The sequence below is a fragment of the Conexibacter sp. DBS9H8 genome, from assembly GCF_023330685.1.
GTDB lineage: Bacteria > Actinomycetota > Thermoleophilia > Solirubrobacterales > Solirubrobacteraceae > Palsa-465.
This window is the reverse complement of record NZ_CP097128.1, coordinates 2,327,283-2,340,921: the sequence shown is the minus strand read 5'-3', so window position 1 is coordinate 2,340,921 and position 13,639 is coordinate 2,327,283. Positions and strand designations below refer to the sequence as shown.

The window sequence follows — 13,639 nt, the reverse complement described above, 5'->3', positions numbered from 1 at the left end:
TATCAGCCGGCCGACCGGGTCGAGCCGTGCGGCGGGTCAGCCCGCGATCCGTTCGAGCACCTCCGCGTCAACGTCGAAATTGGCGTGCACAGCGCCAACATCGTCGTTCTCCTCGAGCGCATCGATGAGTTTCATAAGTTTGGCGGCCTCCTCCTCACCGACGGGCACTCGGGTCTTGGGGCGGTAGGCGAGTTCTGCCGCCTCCGCGACGATCTCGACCCTCGCAAGCGCGGCGCGGACCGCGTGGAAGTCCGCGGGCTCGGTGATCACCTCATAGACATCCTCATCGGCCTCGATGTCGAGGGCACCCGCGTCAATGGCGACGATCAAGTCGTCCTCGTCGTACTTGCCGGCGTCGACGACGATCACCCCGCGCCGGTCGAACAGGTAGGCGACCGAGCCGGGCTCGCCGAGGGATCCGCCGTGCTTGGAGACGAGGTATCGGACGTCTGCCGCGGTGCGGTTGCGGTTGTCGGTCAGCGCCTCGATCAGCATCGCGACGCCGCCGGGGCCGTACCCCTCATAGAGCACGGTGTCGTAGCTCTCGGCGTCGGCGCCCTCCCCGGTGCCCTTGAGGATCGCCCGCTCGATGTTGTCCTTGGGCATCGAGGCGGCCCGCGCCTTCTGGATCGCGAGGGCGAGCGCCGCGTTGCCCTCGGGGTCCCCCCCGCCCTCACGGGCCGCGACGGTGACCGCACGGGCGAGTTTGGTGAAGTGCTGTCCGCGCCGCTGATCGACGATCGCCTTCTTGTGCTTGATCGACGCCCACTTGGAATGCCCTGACATGCCAGGTCAGTCTAGGGCCTGACCAGCCGCCCGGGCGCCGGGGTGGGCGCCGTCGCGACGGCGGGAGGCGATGCCCACCGTGGCCAGCCTCCCCAGGGCCGCCGAGGCGCCTCGGTACCATGGCCGCCGACATGGACGCATCCGTCTTCAAGGCCTATGACATCCGCGGCATCCATGGCCGCGACCTCTCCCCCACCGACGCCGAGGCGATCGGGCGCGCCTTCACCCGGGTGATCTCGCACCAGTCGGGCCGGCCCGCGAGCGAACTCCGGCTCGGTCTCGGACGCGACATGCGCCTCAGCGCGCCGGAGATGGCGGCCGCCTACCGCGCCGGCATGGTCGCCGAGGGGGCCACGGTGCTCGACGCCGGTCGGGTCGGCACCGAGATGCTCTACTTCCTCGTCGGCTCCCGCGACCTCGACGGCGGGCTGATGTGCACCGCCAGCCACAACCCGAAGCCCTACACGGGCGCCAAGCTCGTCGGCCGTGGCGCCCTCGCTCTCAGCGGCGAGACGGGAATCGGTGACATTCGCGACCTCGTTCTCGGCGGCGGCCTCGGGGCCCCGGCGGGACCGGCGGGAACGGTGGAGACCGTCGACATCCACCCGGCGTTCCAGACGGCCGCCCTCGCCTTCATCGATCCCACCCGGGTCGCGCCGCTGCGGGTCGTCGTCGACGGCGGCAACGGGATGGCCGGTCCGATGGTCGGCCCGCTGCTGAGCCGGCTTGGACTCGACCTGATCGAGTGCTACTGGAGGCCGGACGGGAACTTTCCCGACCACGAACCGAACCCACTGCTGCCCGAGAACCGGCAGTTCGTCATCGACGAGGTCCGCCGCTGCCGCGCTGACCTCGGGATCGCCTGGGACGGGGACGCCGACCGGTGCTTCTTCATCGACTCCGATGGCGCGTTTGTCGACGGCGACTTCCTCACCGCCCTGCTCGCGCAGTCGCTGCTGGCCAAACATCCCGGTGAGACGATCCTCTACGACATCCGCGCGAGCCGAGCGGTGCCGGACCTCGTCGACGCCGCCGGCGGGACTGCCCTCGTCAACCGGGTCGGACACGCATTCTTCAAGCGACGGATGCGCGAGGAGGGCGGCATCTTCGGCGGTGAGGTGTCCGGGCACTACTACTTCCGCGACTTCTACTGCGCCGACTCGGGCACCCTCCCGGCGCTGCTGATGCTCGAACTGCTGTCGGGCTCCGAGCGTTCCCTCGCCGAGCTCGTCGGCGACCTGCGCCGCCGCTACTTCATCTCCGGGGAGATCAACTCCGAGGTCGCCGACCCGGCCGCCAAGATCGCCGAGATCGCCGCCCGCTACTCCGACGCGGAGCAGCGCACGCTCGACGGCATCAGCATCGACTACCCCGACTGGCACTTCAACGTCCGGCCGTCCAACACCGAGCCGCTGTTGCGCCTCTGCCTCGAGTCGCTCGTCAGTGAGGCGGACATGGAGGCCCGACGTGACGAGGTGCTGGCCCTGATCCGCGCCTGAGTCAGACGGCCCACCGGGGCCATCTGACTCCTACTGGCCGGTGGCCGACGCGCCCGGCTCAAGCGGGGAGACCGCCACGGTCCCGCAGCTCTGGACGGGGCCGTTGGGGATCGCGGTGACGAGCGCTGCCGTGTCGTTGGGAACGATGATCTGGACGCCGGTGTAGCTGCGACATCCCCCTTCCCCGCCCTGGGCGTTCGTGTCGTGCACGGTGACCCGGAAGCTCGCCTCCGCGGCCGGGGCGATGATGAAGCGCCGCGGCGGGGTGGGGCCGAGGATGTCGCGGGTGCTGCGGGTGGTCGCGGTCGGGGCGACGACGCCCGCGCTCTCAAGGAAGCTGAAGCCCGGCCAGCCGTAGGTCACGCATGGGTGGGCGCTGACGTTGGTGAGCGTGAACCCGAGCAGGATCGTGCCGGTCGCCCCGTTCGGCGGGACCGCGGCCGCGTGCAGGTCAGCGCCGACACAGGCGGGCGTGCCCGCCGGCGCCGCGGTCGTCAGCCCGGTGCCGCCGCTGTTGGGGTTGGTGATCGTCGCCGTGCTGATCCTCGCGGGGGCGGTCACCGTCGCCGTCACGCGCGCAGGGGCGGTACCGGTCCGCGCCGGCTGCGACGGGGTCGTCCCCGTCGGTCCTGCCGACGTCGTCGCGCTCGGTGAGCCGCTCGGTGAGGTGCCCGTGGCGTGAGCGGACGCGCTCGGCCGCGTCGCGGTGGCGCCGCACCCGGTGAGGAGCGCGGCGAGAAACACGCCGGCCAAGGAGAGGAGGCGGAGAGGCATCGTCTCACCTTACGCCGCCGCGCCGACGGCTCCTCCCCAGGACCGCCCGGTCCCAGCGGGCACTTGAAGCTGGGGTTATCTTTGTATGGAGTTCATGTTCAGCACCTGGAAGCTCATTCCGGCGGCGCTGGTCGCCGGCACACTGGTCGTGGGGCTCACTGCCCGCCCGCCCCGGTCTCCGGTAGCCGCAGGCGAGCTGATCCGGCTCGTCTTCGCGGTGACGGCGCTCTACCTCGTCGGCGCGGTCGCCCTGCTCGACCACCGGACACCGCTTGCGGTGATCGTCTTCGCCACCGGGCTCGCTCTCTGCGGCCTGGCGGTCTGGCTGTCCCGCGGGGACAACCCACCGCCCCAGGACGACGGCGGCGGGGGCGGAGGTCAGCACCCCCCCCACCAGCCGACCCCGCCGCCGGACTTCGACTTCGACTGGTCCTTCTACGAGGACCAGTTGCGCGAGCCGGTCGCCTGAGCGATCAGAACGTCGTGAAAGCGCCGCTCGCCCGAAAGCTCGGGATGGAAGGCGAGAGCGGTGATCGCACCCTGGCGGACGGCGACCGGGTGCCCGTCGACCTCGGCGAGCACGTCCACCGCGGCCCCCCACTCGCTCACCCAGGGGGCACGGATGAACACGGCATGGACGGTGTCGCCACCCCAGGCAAGGTCGGTCTCAAAGGACTTCACCTGGCGGCCGAAGGCGTTCCGCTGCGTGGTGATGTCGAGCACGCCGAGGTGGTCGCGGTCAAGCATGATCATCCCGGCGCACGTGGCGAGCACCGGGTGCGTGTCGGCGAAGCGGACGATCGGATCGGCGAGGCCCTCCCGGACGATTCCCAGCGACATCACCGTCGACTCACCACCGGGCATCACGAGCGCGTCGAGCCCGACGAGGTCGTCAGGCGTCCGCACCTCGCTGACGTCGGCTCCGAGCCCGTCGAGGATCGCCGCGTGGGCAGCGAACCCGCCCTGGAGGGCGAGGACCCCGACCCGCACCCCGGCCGGGGCCGCCCCGTCGTTCACCAGCCGCGGCCGGCGAGCTGCTGATCGGCGCCGAGTTTGGCGGTCTCGATCGACTCCATTGCCGCACCGAGACCCGTGGACGCTGCCGCCACGCGGGCCGGGTCGCGAAAGTGCGTCGTCGCCTCCACGATCGCACGGGCCCGTCGCTCCGGGTCACCGGACTTGAAGATCCCCGATCCGACGAACACGCCCTCCGCACCGAGTTGCATCACCAGCGAGGCGTCCGCCGGGGTGGCGATCCCACCGGCGCAGAACAGGACCACGGGCAGGCGCCCCTCCCGCGCGACCTGCTGGACGAGCGGAAGCGGGGAGCCGAGTTCCTTGGCCGCCGTGTAGAGCTCGCTCGCGTCCATCGTTCTCAGGCGCCGCAGCTCCCGGTTGATCCGACGCAGGTGCGTGACCGCGTTGACGATGTCGCCGGTGCCGGCCTCTCCCTTGGAGCGGATCATCGCCGCGCCCTCACCGATGCGCCGCAGCGCCTCACCGAGGTTGGTCGCTCCACACACGAAGGGGACCTTGAACGCCCATTTGTCGATGTGGTTGGCCTCATCGGCGGGCGTGAGCACCTCGGACTCGTCGATGTAGTCGACGTCGAGCGCCTCGAGCACCTGGGCCTCGGCGAAGTGACCGATCCGGGCCTTGGCCATCACCGGGATCGTCACCGCCGCCTGGATGCCCTGGATCATCTCGGGGTCGGACATACGGGCGACCCCGCCGTCGCGGCGGATGTCGGCCGGCACCCGTTCGAGCGCCATCACCGCGCAGGCCCCGGCAGCCTCGGCGATCTTCGCCTCCTCCGGCGTGACCACGTCCATGATCACGCCGCCCTTCAGCATCTCGGCCAGGCCCGACTTGACCGTGAAGGTCGCCTCCTGGCGGGGCTCGTGTCCGTTCGTACTCATAGCCCGATCCAGAATAGTCTGTATCGGCATGGACTCCGTGTACGAACTCACCGGCGGCGGGGTGTTCGCGACGGAGTACGCCCGCGGCCCCTGGGATCCCAACCACCAGCATGGCGGAGCCCCGGCGGCGCTGCTGATGCGCGCGTTTGAGGAGACGAGCCCGGACCCGACCCTCGCGCTCACCCGCGTCACGTATGAGCTGATCCGTCCCGTCCCCCTCGGTCCGCTGTCGGTGACCGCGGCCGTCACCCGGCCCGGACGCCGGGTTCAGCTGCTGGAGGGGACGATCTCCACCCCGGAGGGGACCGAGGTCGTCCGCGCCCGCGCCCTGCGCGTCCGCCGGGCCCCGGTGAGCGTCGGCGCCGACCTCAGCCCGAACCGCGCGGCGGCTGAGGCCGCGGCGGGCACGGTGAAGCCCCCCGCGGGCCCGAGCGGTCTCGTGGCCGCACCGTTCTTCTCTGATCGCGTCCTGTTCCCCGGGCACGGGGTTGAGGTGCGCTTCCTCGAGGGCGGCTTCGGAGAGCCTGGACCGGGTACGGCCTGGTTCCGGCTGCTCGTGCCGCTCGTTGCCGGGGAGCGCCCGACCCCGCTCCAGCGGGTTGCGGCCGCCTGCGACTTCCCCAACGGGATTGCCAGCGAGCTCGGCTGGGATCGCTACGTCTTCATCAATCCCGACCTCACCCTCTATCTCGAGCGCGAGCCGATCGGGGAGTGGATCTGCCTGCGCGCCGGGATGCGCGTGATCGAGGGCGGGGCCGGCATCTCCCAGGCGGTGCTCTACGACGAGTCCGGCCGGATCGGACGGTCGCTGCAGTCTCTGTATGTCGCCGAGCGTGACTGAGGCACCCCGTCCGTCGGCTGGCCACCGGGCCGGCGCTGACTACTTGAGCCGGAACGCCTTGATGCGGACGTCGTACTGCTGGGCGTCGCGGCTGTAGACGCCGTAGGCGAGGCCCTGGATGATCGATAGCAGCGCGGCGTGGCTGCGGACGAACGCGGGCGTGTTGGAGCTGTAGTACAGGCGGACCCGTGCGAGCTTGGCGACTTCGGAGAGGGTCGCGTCGGTGATCGCGACCGTCGCCGCCTTGCGGTGGCGGGCGAGCTTCATCGTGCGGGTCACGAGCGGATGGGGCCGGCCGGCCGACAGGCCGATCACCAGCGTCTGCTCGTCGATCCGGGAGAGGCGGCCGAGCGCCTCCTGGGAGGCGCTGGCGACGACCTCGGCGCGCAGATCGAGCAGCATCAGCAGGTGACGAAAGTAGGAGGCGAAGAACGCCATCTGGTCGGTGCCGGCGATGAGCACCCGCTCGGCGGAGACGATCGCGTTGATCGCCGCCTCGACGTCGGCGCGGGACAGTTTGCGGGCGGTGTCCTCGACGTTGACGTGGTCGGCGGCGAGGACGGACTCGAACTCGGTGTGGTCGAGGCTGAACAGCGGGGTGCTCGTTCCGCTGATGACCATCCCGTCGAGCTCGAGCCCGGCGGTCCGCAGCCGGCGGTACTCGTCCCGGGCAGCCTGCTGAAGCTCCGGGAAGCCCTCGAATCCGAGCGCCTGGGAGAAGCGCACGACCGTACTCGAGGATGTGTTCGCCCGCCGGGCGAGCTCCTCAGCGGTCTGGAAGGCCGCCTCGTCGAGGTGGTCGACGATGTACTGAGCGACGTCCTTCTGGGAGCGGCTGAACTCGTCGAACCGTGCCGTGATGTAGGTCGACAGGACCTGATGACCGTGGGGCGCCTCGGGCGCGGCGGTGGAGCTGGAAGCGTGCTTCATGGGCAGCGTCTCATTCGACGCTGCCCCCGGGGTTCCCTGCCTCGATCAGAGCGAGGCGGAGCGCTTCTCGTCGTAGGCACGCATGCGCGCCTGGTTCTCCTTGCGCTCGGTGAGCACGGCGGTGAGCGAGTAGCCGATCAGGAACGTCGCCAGAGCGGGGATCGCGACAAACCAGGTGAGGATGAGCGCGAGCGTGTAGCTGAATGAGGATGTCGAGTGGCCCAGCGAGGGCAGATACCCGTGGACGATCCCTCCAAACAGGATGAGCATGGCGGGGATGATACGCCTCGGGCCCGGCACACGGGTCCCCGCGGGGCCCCATGGCATTCAGGTCGACTGACGCTTTAGGGTTTGGGCCGTCCGCGGCCCTGTAGCTCAGCGGTCAGAGCACCCGGCTCATAACCGGTGAGACGCAGGTTCGAATCCTGCCAGGGCTACTCACTCCTTCCCGGCCTGGCGACGTCCGCCCCATTCCGTCCGCCCGGGCCGGCCCCGTGGGCGCTGCTAGGGTTTTAGCCAAGGGCGTCTCCTGATGCCCACGAGGCAGGGCACCCCGGTCCCGCGGTGACGCGGTTGGTGAGCATCAGCCTCTCCACCCGACCGGCTGCCGCATGCGCGCCCGCCGACAAGGAGTCATCCGTTGTCTGAGGACCCGTCCTTTTCCGACCTCGGCACGAGCCGTGCCGTCGTCAACGCCCTGGCCGAACAGGGCATCGACAAGCCCTTCGCGATTCAGGCCAAGGTGATCGCCGACGTGCTCGCCGGCCGTGACGTGCTCGCGCGTTCCCCGACCGGCTCGGGCAAGACCCTGGCCTTCGGCGTCCCGCTCGTCGACCGCATCGCTGCCGACGCGGCCCGCCCCGCCGCGCTCATCCTCGCTCCCACGCGGGAGCTGGCGATCCAGATCGTCGACGAGCTGCGACCGATCGCACGGGCACGGGCGCTGCGCATCAGCTCCGTCTACGGCGGGGTCGGACTCGTCAAGCAGGGCAAGGAGGCGGCGACATCCCACATCATCGTCGCGACCCCCGGCCGCCTCGAGGATCAGCTCTCACGACGCGCCTTCACCCTCGACCACGTGCAGGTTCTCATCCTCGATGAGGCCGACCGCATGCTCGACATGGGCTTCAAGCCGGCGGTCGACCGGATCGTCGGGCTCTGTCGCCGTCCCCGGCGCCAGACCCTGTTCTTCTCCGCGACCCTCGACGGCGCCGCCGGCCAGGCGGCCCGCACATACACGTCGCGTCCGGTCGAGCATGAGCATGGGCCGGAGCAGCGCCGGGCCAACGCGCAGATCGAGCACCGCTTTGTCGAGACCGCCCACGAGCACCGCGTGAGCGCGCTCGTCGAGCAGCTCAACGCCCCCAAGCGTGAGCTGACGCTCGTCTTCGTCCGCACCAAGCGCGGTGCCGACCGGCTCGTCACCCGCCTGGCCGGCAACGGGATCAAGGCCGTCGCGATGCACGGCGACAAGAGCCAGCGCCAGCGCGAGCGGGCGCTGTCCCAGTTCGAGAACTGGGAGGTTGACGTGCTCGTCGCGACCGACGTCGCCGCCCGCGGCATCGACGTCAGCGGCATCAGCCACGTGATCAACTTCGATCCGCCCGAGGATTCGGACACCTACGTCCACCGGGTCGGCCGGACCGGACGGGCCGGTGCTCAGGGAATCGGGATCACCCTCCTCTCCCCCGACCAGCGCCACGACATCGTCCGGCTCGCCGGTGACCTGGGCATCCCCCATCAGCTCGGCGGCAGCAGCGTCGCCGCTCCGGCGGCGAGCAAGCCTGCCACCTCACGGCCGCGGCGCCGCCCCGCCGAAGGTGGGAGCGGGTCGGGACGCCCGCGGGCGAACCGGCCCGCCCGGCGGCGCTGAGCCCGGCGTTCCCGACTGCGCGATCAGGAGAGCCCGAGCTCGGGGGGCCCCTTGAACGGGTCAGCACCGGCTGAGGCGGCCCGCCCCTCAGACCGGGGAGCGTAGACGGGGGCGACCTCGGTCAGCAGGGCGGTGACGACGGTCGGATCGAACTGGCTGCCGGCGCAGCGCTTCAGCTCGTCGGCGGCAACCTCGGCGCTGAGCGCGCGCCGGTAGGGGCGGCTGCTCGTCATCGCGCTCCACGCGTCGGCGACGGCGACGATCCGCGCCTCGATCGGGATCGCTTCGCCGCACAGCCCGTCCGGATAGCCCGAGCCGTCGAAGTGCTCGTGGGAGTGGCGGACGATCCGTCCGACCGCCGCGAGACTGCCGCCGACGCGGTCGAGCATCTCCTGGCCGCGGACGGTGTGTTCGCGCATGATCACCCACTCCTCCGGGGTGAGCTTGCCGACCTTCTGGAGGATCGCCTTGGGGACGGTGATCTTGCCGACGTCGTGCAGCAGGGCCCCGTAGCGCACGTTGAAGAGAGCGAGTGGGTCGAGCTCGAGGCGGACCGCGACGCTGAGCGCGAGCTCCGCGACCTCCCGGCTGTGCATCCCGGTGTAGGCGTCATCGTCCTCGAGGACGTCACCGAGCAGCTCGGCCGTCTCCCGGTATGTGCTCGACAGGGTGAGCGACCCCTCCACCCGCTGCCGGCGCTCGCGGGCGAACAGGGCGAGCAGCCCGATGATCGGCACGACGAGCAGGAGCAGCAGCGGCCGACCGCGCACCGAGGCGTCGACGAACAGGCCGATGCAGCTGAGGGCGACATCCACGAGGTAGAGCCAGGCGACGACCGACAGCAGATCGCCCGGCCGGGTCCGGTCGGCGAACCAGCTGCGCCCGAGGCCGAACAGCAGATCGACACCGAACTGGGCGGCGAGCGCGAGGGTGTAGATCGGCCACTGAGACCAGGTGAACCCGTGGACCCCGGCGAGCACGAGCACGGCCGCCGGACCGAGCGCGTAGGCGCAGTCCCCGCCGACGCGGGAGAGGACCGCGGCGGCGGAGGGCCGTCCCCCGGTGCGTAGCCCCGGTATGAGCAGCGGAACGAGACGACAGCCGATGACGACGAGAGGCACGAGCGCCGGCGGGATCACAACGAGCATCGGCACGAAGGCGAGCTGGGTCGGCGCCGTGAGCGCCACCCCAACCGGAAAATTGATCTGGGCCGCGATGATGTAAAGGGTGACCGCGAGCGCGCCACCGACTGGGCTGACATGGCCAGGAGGCCCGAACGCGCCAAGGCCAACGGCAGCGAGCACCACGATGGCGGCCGCCAGACCCTCCGTCACCAACAACCTTCGCGCTCGTCCATCCCAGCGAGCGAGAGCGCTCAGATGCAGCCGCTCTCCAGCCGGAGTGTCGTACAGGTCCAGGTCCATGACGCCCACAAGAGCGTACACCGACCTGCCGTTGCGAGAAACCCGCAACGTGCGAACTCTCAGGCCCGGTTGATGGGACCGATGGAGCGGTGTCGGTTACCGGGTGGATGGGGGCGGTCGGCTCTCAGGCCGGTCCGATACACCCGGTTCCGATCGATCAGCAGTCGTTACCGCACCGCATCCACGGATCGACGTAGACGTCCTTGACCACCGCGCGCCCGCTCCCGCCGACCGCCGTCACGGTCACCGCGAGGCGACCGTTGCTGTCAGTCAGTTCGCGCTGCACGGCGGCCGGGACCGCGATCACCGGGCTCGGGGCGAGCCGGCGGGCGGTGATCGTGCCGAGCGGCACCTGGCTGACGACCCCGTCGATGTTCAGGCGAGCGGTCACCGCAAGCGTCGAGGTGGCCCCGGAGAGGTTGCCGGCGTAGAAGCGGACGGTGTGGACGTTCGCTCCCGGGAAGCTCGCCGACGTCGCACTCGCACCGTCGGTGAGGGCAAGCGCCCGGGCCCCGACGCCGAGACCAGGGGTTGCGTCGGTGATCACCGCCGCGCCGTCACGGAGGCTCCAGCGGGCCGCGTCGGCCCGGAAGCTCCCGCCCGGCACGAGGTCATAGAGCGCCCGGTCACCGTAGGCGGTGAAGGGATGGACGAGGGCGGGCTCGGCGAGGCCGCCCGTGCGGGACGGGGTGGCGGCCGAGCCGGAGAGGGCGCCGGCGGCGAGACCGGCTCCGACCGTGACGGCAGCCCCGGCGGCGAGGGTGGCCGGCAGGACGACGAGACGACGAGACATGCTGTTCTCCTTGGTTGGGTGATTGACCGTCACGCAACCGGGTCGGCCCCGTCCTGCATTCCCGACCACACCCCGCTCTCACATCATCGGTCTGTGGTGCCCCCTACAGCCGGGCGAACCTCGGCAGCCCTCTGGCCGACTCCCACGTAACCGGGCGGGCTGCCTCATCGCAAGGGCGCCACGCGTCCGGTGGACGAAAATCCGACGCACGATGCGAGAAACCGCGCAGCACCAACTATACCCCTATTTTGCAGGGAATAGTTGGACCCAAGATCTCGGTTCTCGTTACAGCACTGGACGCTGGCGCGCCCACGGTCGCGTCGCCTCGATCTGGGCGGCGAGGGCGTATAGTACCGCCTCGCCTCCGAGGCGGCCGACGAGTTGGACCGACAGGGGCAACCCGTCGGAACCGAAGCCGGCCGGGAGCGTCAGGGCAGGCTGGCCGGTGAGGTTGAACAGGGCCGTCCACGGGGTGAACCGGGCGGCGGTGTCGAACGCGACCGCGGCGTGGCGTCCGTGGCGTCCCTCCGCGGGCAGGGCGGTCCGCGCGAGGCCGGGCGTGATGAGCACGTCGAAACGGTCCCACAGGGCGAGAATGCGCGCACTCGTCGCCGGGCGGTGGGCGAGCAGCGCCGCTCGCCGCCGATCACTCACCAGGCGGGCGCCCACCCAAGCCATCTGACGGGTCGAGCGCTCGGTCGACCCCGGATCGCTGAGGCGCTGGAAATCCTCGCTGATGCCGCGCAGGTAGGTCTGGGTCAGCTCGAGGGCGGCGAGCCCGTACGCGGGGTCGGCATCCTCGACACGGTGTCCGAGCTCACCGAGCAGACGGCGGGTGCGGTCGAGGGCGAGCCGTTGGTCGGGGGCGACCCGGCCGATGATCCCGGGCGGGAGCTTCTCCGATACGGCGATCGCGAGCGGCCGGCTCACCCGGCCGGCCCCGGCCGCCCCGGCGGCGGCGGCATCGCTGAAGGATTCCGCGGGCAGGCTCGTCCCCTCCCCGCCAGCCATCACCTCGAGCAACAGAGCACTGTCGGCGACGGTGCGAGCGAGCGCCCCGTAGGTGGAGAGTCCCAGCCACGGCTCCTGCAACGGCAGCGTGGAGACGCGACCGCGGCTCGGCTTCATGCCGACAAGACCACAGCAGGCGGCCGGGATCCGAATCGACCCGGCGCCGTCGGAGCCGGTGGCGGCAGGGACGAGCCCGGCGGCGACCGCCGCCCCTGATCCGCCGGAGGAGCCTCCGGGCGAACGCGAGCGATCCCATGGGTTCCGAGTGATCCCGTTCGCGTCGGTCGCCGTCCACGGGAAGATCATCAGCTCGGGAACGTTGGTCACCCCGACCGGGATCGCCCCAGCCGCCCGCAGCCGCGCGACCGCGACAGCGTCTGCCGGGTTCACCGCGGCAGGAGAGCGCGAGCCGTAAGTGCTGCGATGCCCAGCAACGGCCATGTCGTCCTTGATCGCGATCGGCACCCCGGCGAGCGGCGCCTCCGCGAGCCTGCCCCCGGCGGTGAGCTGGTCGGCCTCCGCCCGCGCCTCATCAGCCCACACCTCGCGGAAGGCGTTGAGAGTCGGATCGTGGGCGGCGATCCGCGCGAGGAAGCACTCGACGACCTCCCGCGGGCTCACCTCTCCGGCGCGGACGCGCTCGGCGAGCGTGGTGACTCCGGAGAAGGCGAAATCCTCATCGGTCTCGACGTTCATGCTCGGGAGTGTCTCATCTGGAGGCGAGGGCGCGCACCATCGCGGCAATCGCGACCGGGAGCCGGTGGGCGCCACCGCCGTGCCCGCCCTCGAACAGCTCGAAGCTGTGGGTGACGCCGAGCCGGGTGAGCTCGTCCGACATCGCCTGGGCGCCGAGGTCGAGGTTGGCCTCATCCGCCCGGCCGGCCTCGAGGTGGACGTGGCACAACCCGGCAAGCGCGTCGGCGTGGCGGGCGGCGAGATGGACGGGATCCCAGGCGAGCCAGCGGGCGAAGACGTCGGGCAGCGTCTGTCCGGTACGCGGATCGAACGGCAGCTCGGGCCGTCCATCCGGGCCCGGCGAATACGCGGCGGCCGCGGCGTACAGGGTCAGCAGCAAGCCGAAGCGCCGGTACTCGAACCGGTCGGCCGCGGCGAACTCGGCGACGAAGGTCTCCATCGATCCGTCGAACCGGTCACGCAGCACCTTCGCCGCGGCGGGAAAGTCCGGAGCCATGCTCACCTCGAACAGGGCATCTCCGGCCCGGGAACTGAAGGCACCGAAGCGGTCGGGGCGCAGCATCGCGTTGACCATCGCACCATATCCACCGGAGCTGTGGCCGGCGAGGCCGCGGCCCTCGGGGCCGTCGATCACCGGGTACTGGGCGTCGATGAAGGGCACGACCTCATCACAGAGATAGTCGGCGTAGTTGCCGACACCCGGCGAGTTGATGAACTGAGCGCCGCCGAGGGAGGTCCACGCGTCCACGAAGACGATGACGCAGGGCGCCAGCGCGCCGTCGCGGGAGAGGCTGTCGAGTGCCTCGAACACCGTCGGCGTGAACACGTCTCGGTTGAACCAGCGGTCGGCCTGGTTGAGGAAGGCCTGGAGGACGAAGACCGCCGGGACGGCCGGAGCGCCCGGATCCTCGGTGAGCGAGCGAACCCCGGCCGTCCGGTAGACGTAGAGCGGGCGCACCAGCGGGTCCCCGAGCGGGTTGTCAGCGAGCGCGTCGGAGCGGACATGGAGGCGGTCAAGACCGCCGTGAAGGGGGTTCTGCCACGGGGGGCCGAGCGGACCGTCGGCAAGTGTGAGGGCCATCACGGCGAGGTT

14 protein-coding genes and 1 tRNA gene are annotated in these 13,639 nt (G+C 70.9%); 5 read left to right on the top strand and 10 right to left on the bottom strand.

The annotated features are described in order from the left end of the window. Positions 1 to 36 precede the first annotated feature (36 nt). A complete protein-coding gene (locus tag M3M55_RS11125) occupies positions 37 to 786 on the bottom strand; it encodes a YebC/PmpR family DNA-binding transcriptional regulator (protein ID WP_249009573.1) in 750 nt (249 codons plus the stop codon). A 131-nt stretch (positions 787 to 917) separates the two neighbouring features. Here M3M55_RS11125 and M3M55_RS11120 point away from each other — a divergent pair, with 131 nt between their 5' ends. Then, positions 918 to 2,285, top strand: a complete 1,368-nt coding sequence (locus tag M3M55_RS11120) for a phosphomannomutase/phosphoglucomutase (protein ID WP_249009572.1) — start codon at positions 918 to 920, stop codon at positions 2,283 to 2,285. A 30-nt stretch (positions 2,286 to 2,315) separates the two neighbouring features. Here M3M55_RS11120 and M3M55_RS11115 read toward each other — a convergent pair whose 3' ends face one another. Further along, complete coding sequence (locus M3M55_RS11115; RefSeq protein WP_249009571.1) at positions 2,316 to 3,059, bottom strand: DUF4232 domain-containing protein; 744 nt, start codon at positions 3,057 to 3,059, stop codon at positions 2,316 to 2,318. Between the two features lie 85 nt (positions 3,060 to 3,144). Between M3M55_RS11115 and M3M55_RS11110 the strand changes: the two genes are divergently transcribed. Further along, a complete protein-coding gene (locus M3M55_RS11110; RefSeq protein ID WP_249009570.1) occupies positions 3,145 to 3,528 on the top strand; it encodes a hypothetical protein in 384 nt (127 codons plus the stop codon). Here the strand turns inward: M3M55_RS11110 and pdxT are convergent. Both pdxT and pdxS read right to left on the bottom strand, forming a co-directional pair. Beyond that, positions 3,495 to 4,076 carry a pyridoxal 5'-phosphate synthase glutaminase subunit PdxT gene (pdxT, locus tag M3M55_RS11105; protein ID WP_249009569.1) on the bottom strand — a complete coding sequence of 194 codons (582 nt, stop codon included), beginning with the start codon at positions 4,074 to 4,076 and terminating at the stop codon, positions 3,495 to 3,497. The two genes, M3M55_RS11110 and pdxT, sit on opposite strands and share 34 nt — an antisense overlap. After that, positions 4,073 to 4,978: a pyridoxal 5'-phosphate synthase lyase subunit PdxS gene (gene pdxS / locus M3M55_RS11100; protein WP_249009568.1), complete on the bottom strand. Its 906-nt coding sequence runs from the start codon at positions 4,976 to 4,978 to the stop codon at positions 4,073 to 4,075. Before pdxS ends, pdxT begins: the two co-directional genes overlap by 4 nt. 28 nt (positions 4,979 to 5,006) lie before the next feature. Here pdxS and M3M55_RS11095 point away from each other — a divergent pair, with 28 nt between their 5' ends. Further along, complete coding sequence (locus M3M55_RS11095; protein WP_249009567.1) at positions 5,007 to 5,819, top strand: thioesterase family protein; 813 nt, start codon at positions 5,007 to 5,009, stop codon at positions 5,817 to 5,819. 39 nt (positions 5,820 to 5,858) lie between these two features. Here the strand turns inward: M3M55_RS11095 and M3M55_RS11090 are convergent, their stop codons facing one another. Together M3M55_RS11090 and M3M55_RS11085 are read right to left on the bottom strand one after the other, a co-directional pair. Beyond that, complete coding sequence (locus M3M55_RS11090; RefSeq protein WP_249009566.1) at positions 5,859 to 6,749, bottom strand: MurR/RpiR family transcriptional regulator; 891 nt, start codon at positions 6,747 to 6,749, stop codon at positions 5,859 to 5,861. Positions 6,750 to 6,794: 45 nt separating this feature from the next. Further along, complete coding sequence (locus M3M55_RS11085) at positions 6,795 to 7,019, bottom strand: hypothetical protein (protein ID WP_249009565.1); 225 nt, start codon at positions 7,017 to 7,019, stop codon at positions 6,795 to 6,797. 94 nt (positions 7,020 to 7,113) lie between these two features. Between M3M55_RS11085 and M3M55_RS11080 the strand changes: the two genes are divergently transcribed. Both M3M55_RS11080 and M3M55_RS11075 read left to right on the top strand, forming a co-directional pair. Continuing rightward, a tRNA-Ile gene (locus tag M3M55_RS11080) sits at positions 7,114 to 7,186 on the top strand. Positions 7,187 to 7,389: 203 nt separating this feature from the next. After that, positions 7,390 to 8,622 (top strand): DEAD/DEAH box helicase, encoded by a 1,233-nt coding sequence (locus M3M55_RS11075; RefSeq protein ID WP_249009564.1) that lies wholly within the window; start codon positions 7,390 to 7,392, stop codon positions 8,620 to 8,622. A 23-nt stretch (positions 8,623 to 8,645) separates the two neighbouring features. On the opposite strand, the gene M3M55_RS11070 is transcribed toward M3M55_RS11075, so the two are convergent. The 4 genes from M3M55_RS11070 to M3M55_RS11055 all read right to left on the bottom strand — a co-directional run bounded on the left by M3M55_RS11070 (position 8,646) and on the right by M3M55_RS11055 (position 13,627). Further along, positions 8,646 to 10,046, bottom strand: a complete 1,401-nt coding sequence (locus M3M55_RS11070) for an HD-GYP domain-containing protein (RefSeq protein WP_249009563.1) — start codon at positions 10,044 to 10,046, stop codon at positions 8,646 to 8,648. 157 nt (positions 10,047 to 10,203) lie between these two features. Beyond that, positions 10,204 to 10,839, bottom strand: a complete 636-nt coding sequence (locus M3M55_RS11065) for a hypothetical protein (RefSeq protein WP_249009562.1) — start codon at positions 10,837 to 10,839, stop codon at positions 10,204 to 10,206. 285 nt (positions 10,840 to 11,124) lie between these two features. Continuing rightward, positions 11,125 to 12,546 (bottom strand): amidase family protein, encoded by a 1,422-nt coding sequence (locus M3M55_RS11060; RefSeq protein WP_249009561.1) that lies wholly within the window; start codon positions 12,544 to 12,546, stop codon positions 11,125 to 11,127. 13 nt (positions 12,547 to 12,559) lie between these two features. Further along, positions 12,560 to 13,627 (bottom strand): alpha/beta hydrolase-fold protein, encoded by a 1,068-nt coding sequence (locus M3M55_RS11055; RefSeq protein ID WP_249009560.1) that lies wholly within the window; start codon positions 13,625 to 13,627, stop codon positions 12,560 to 12,562. Positions 13,628 to 13,639: the final 12 nt, after the last annotated feature.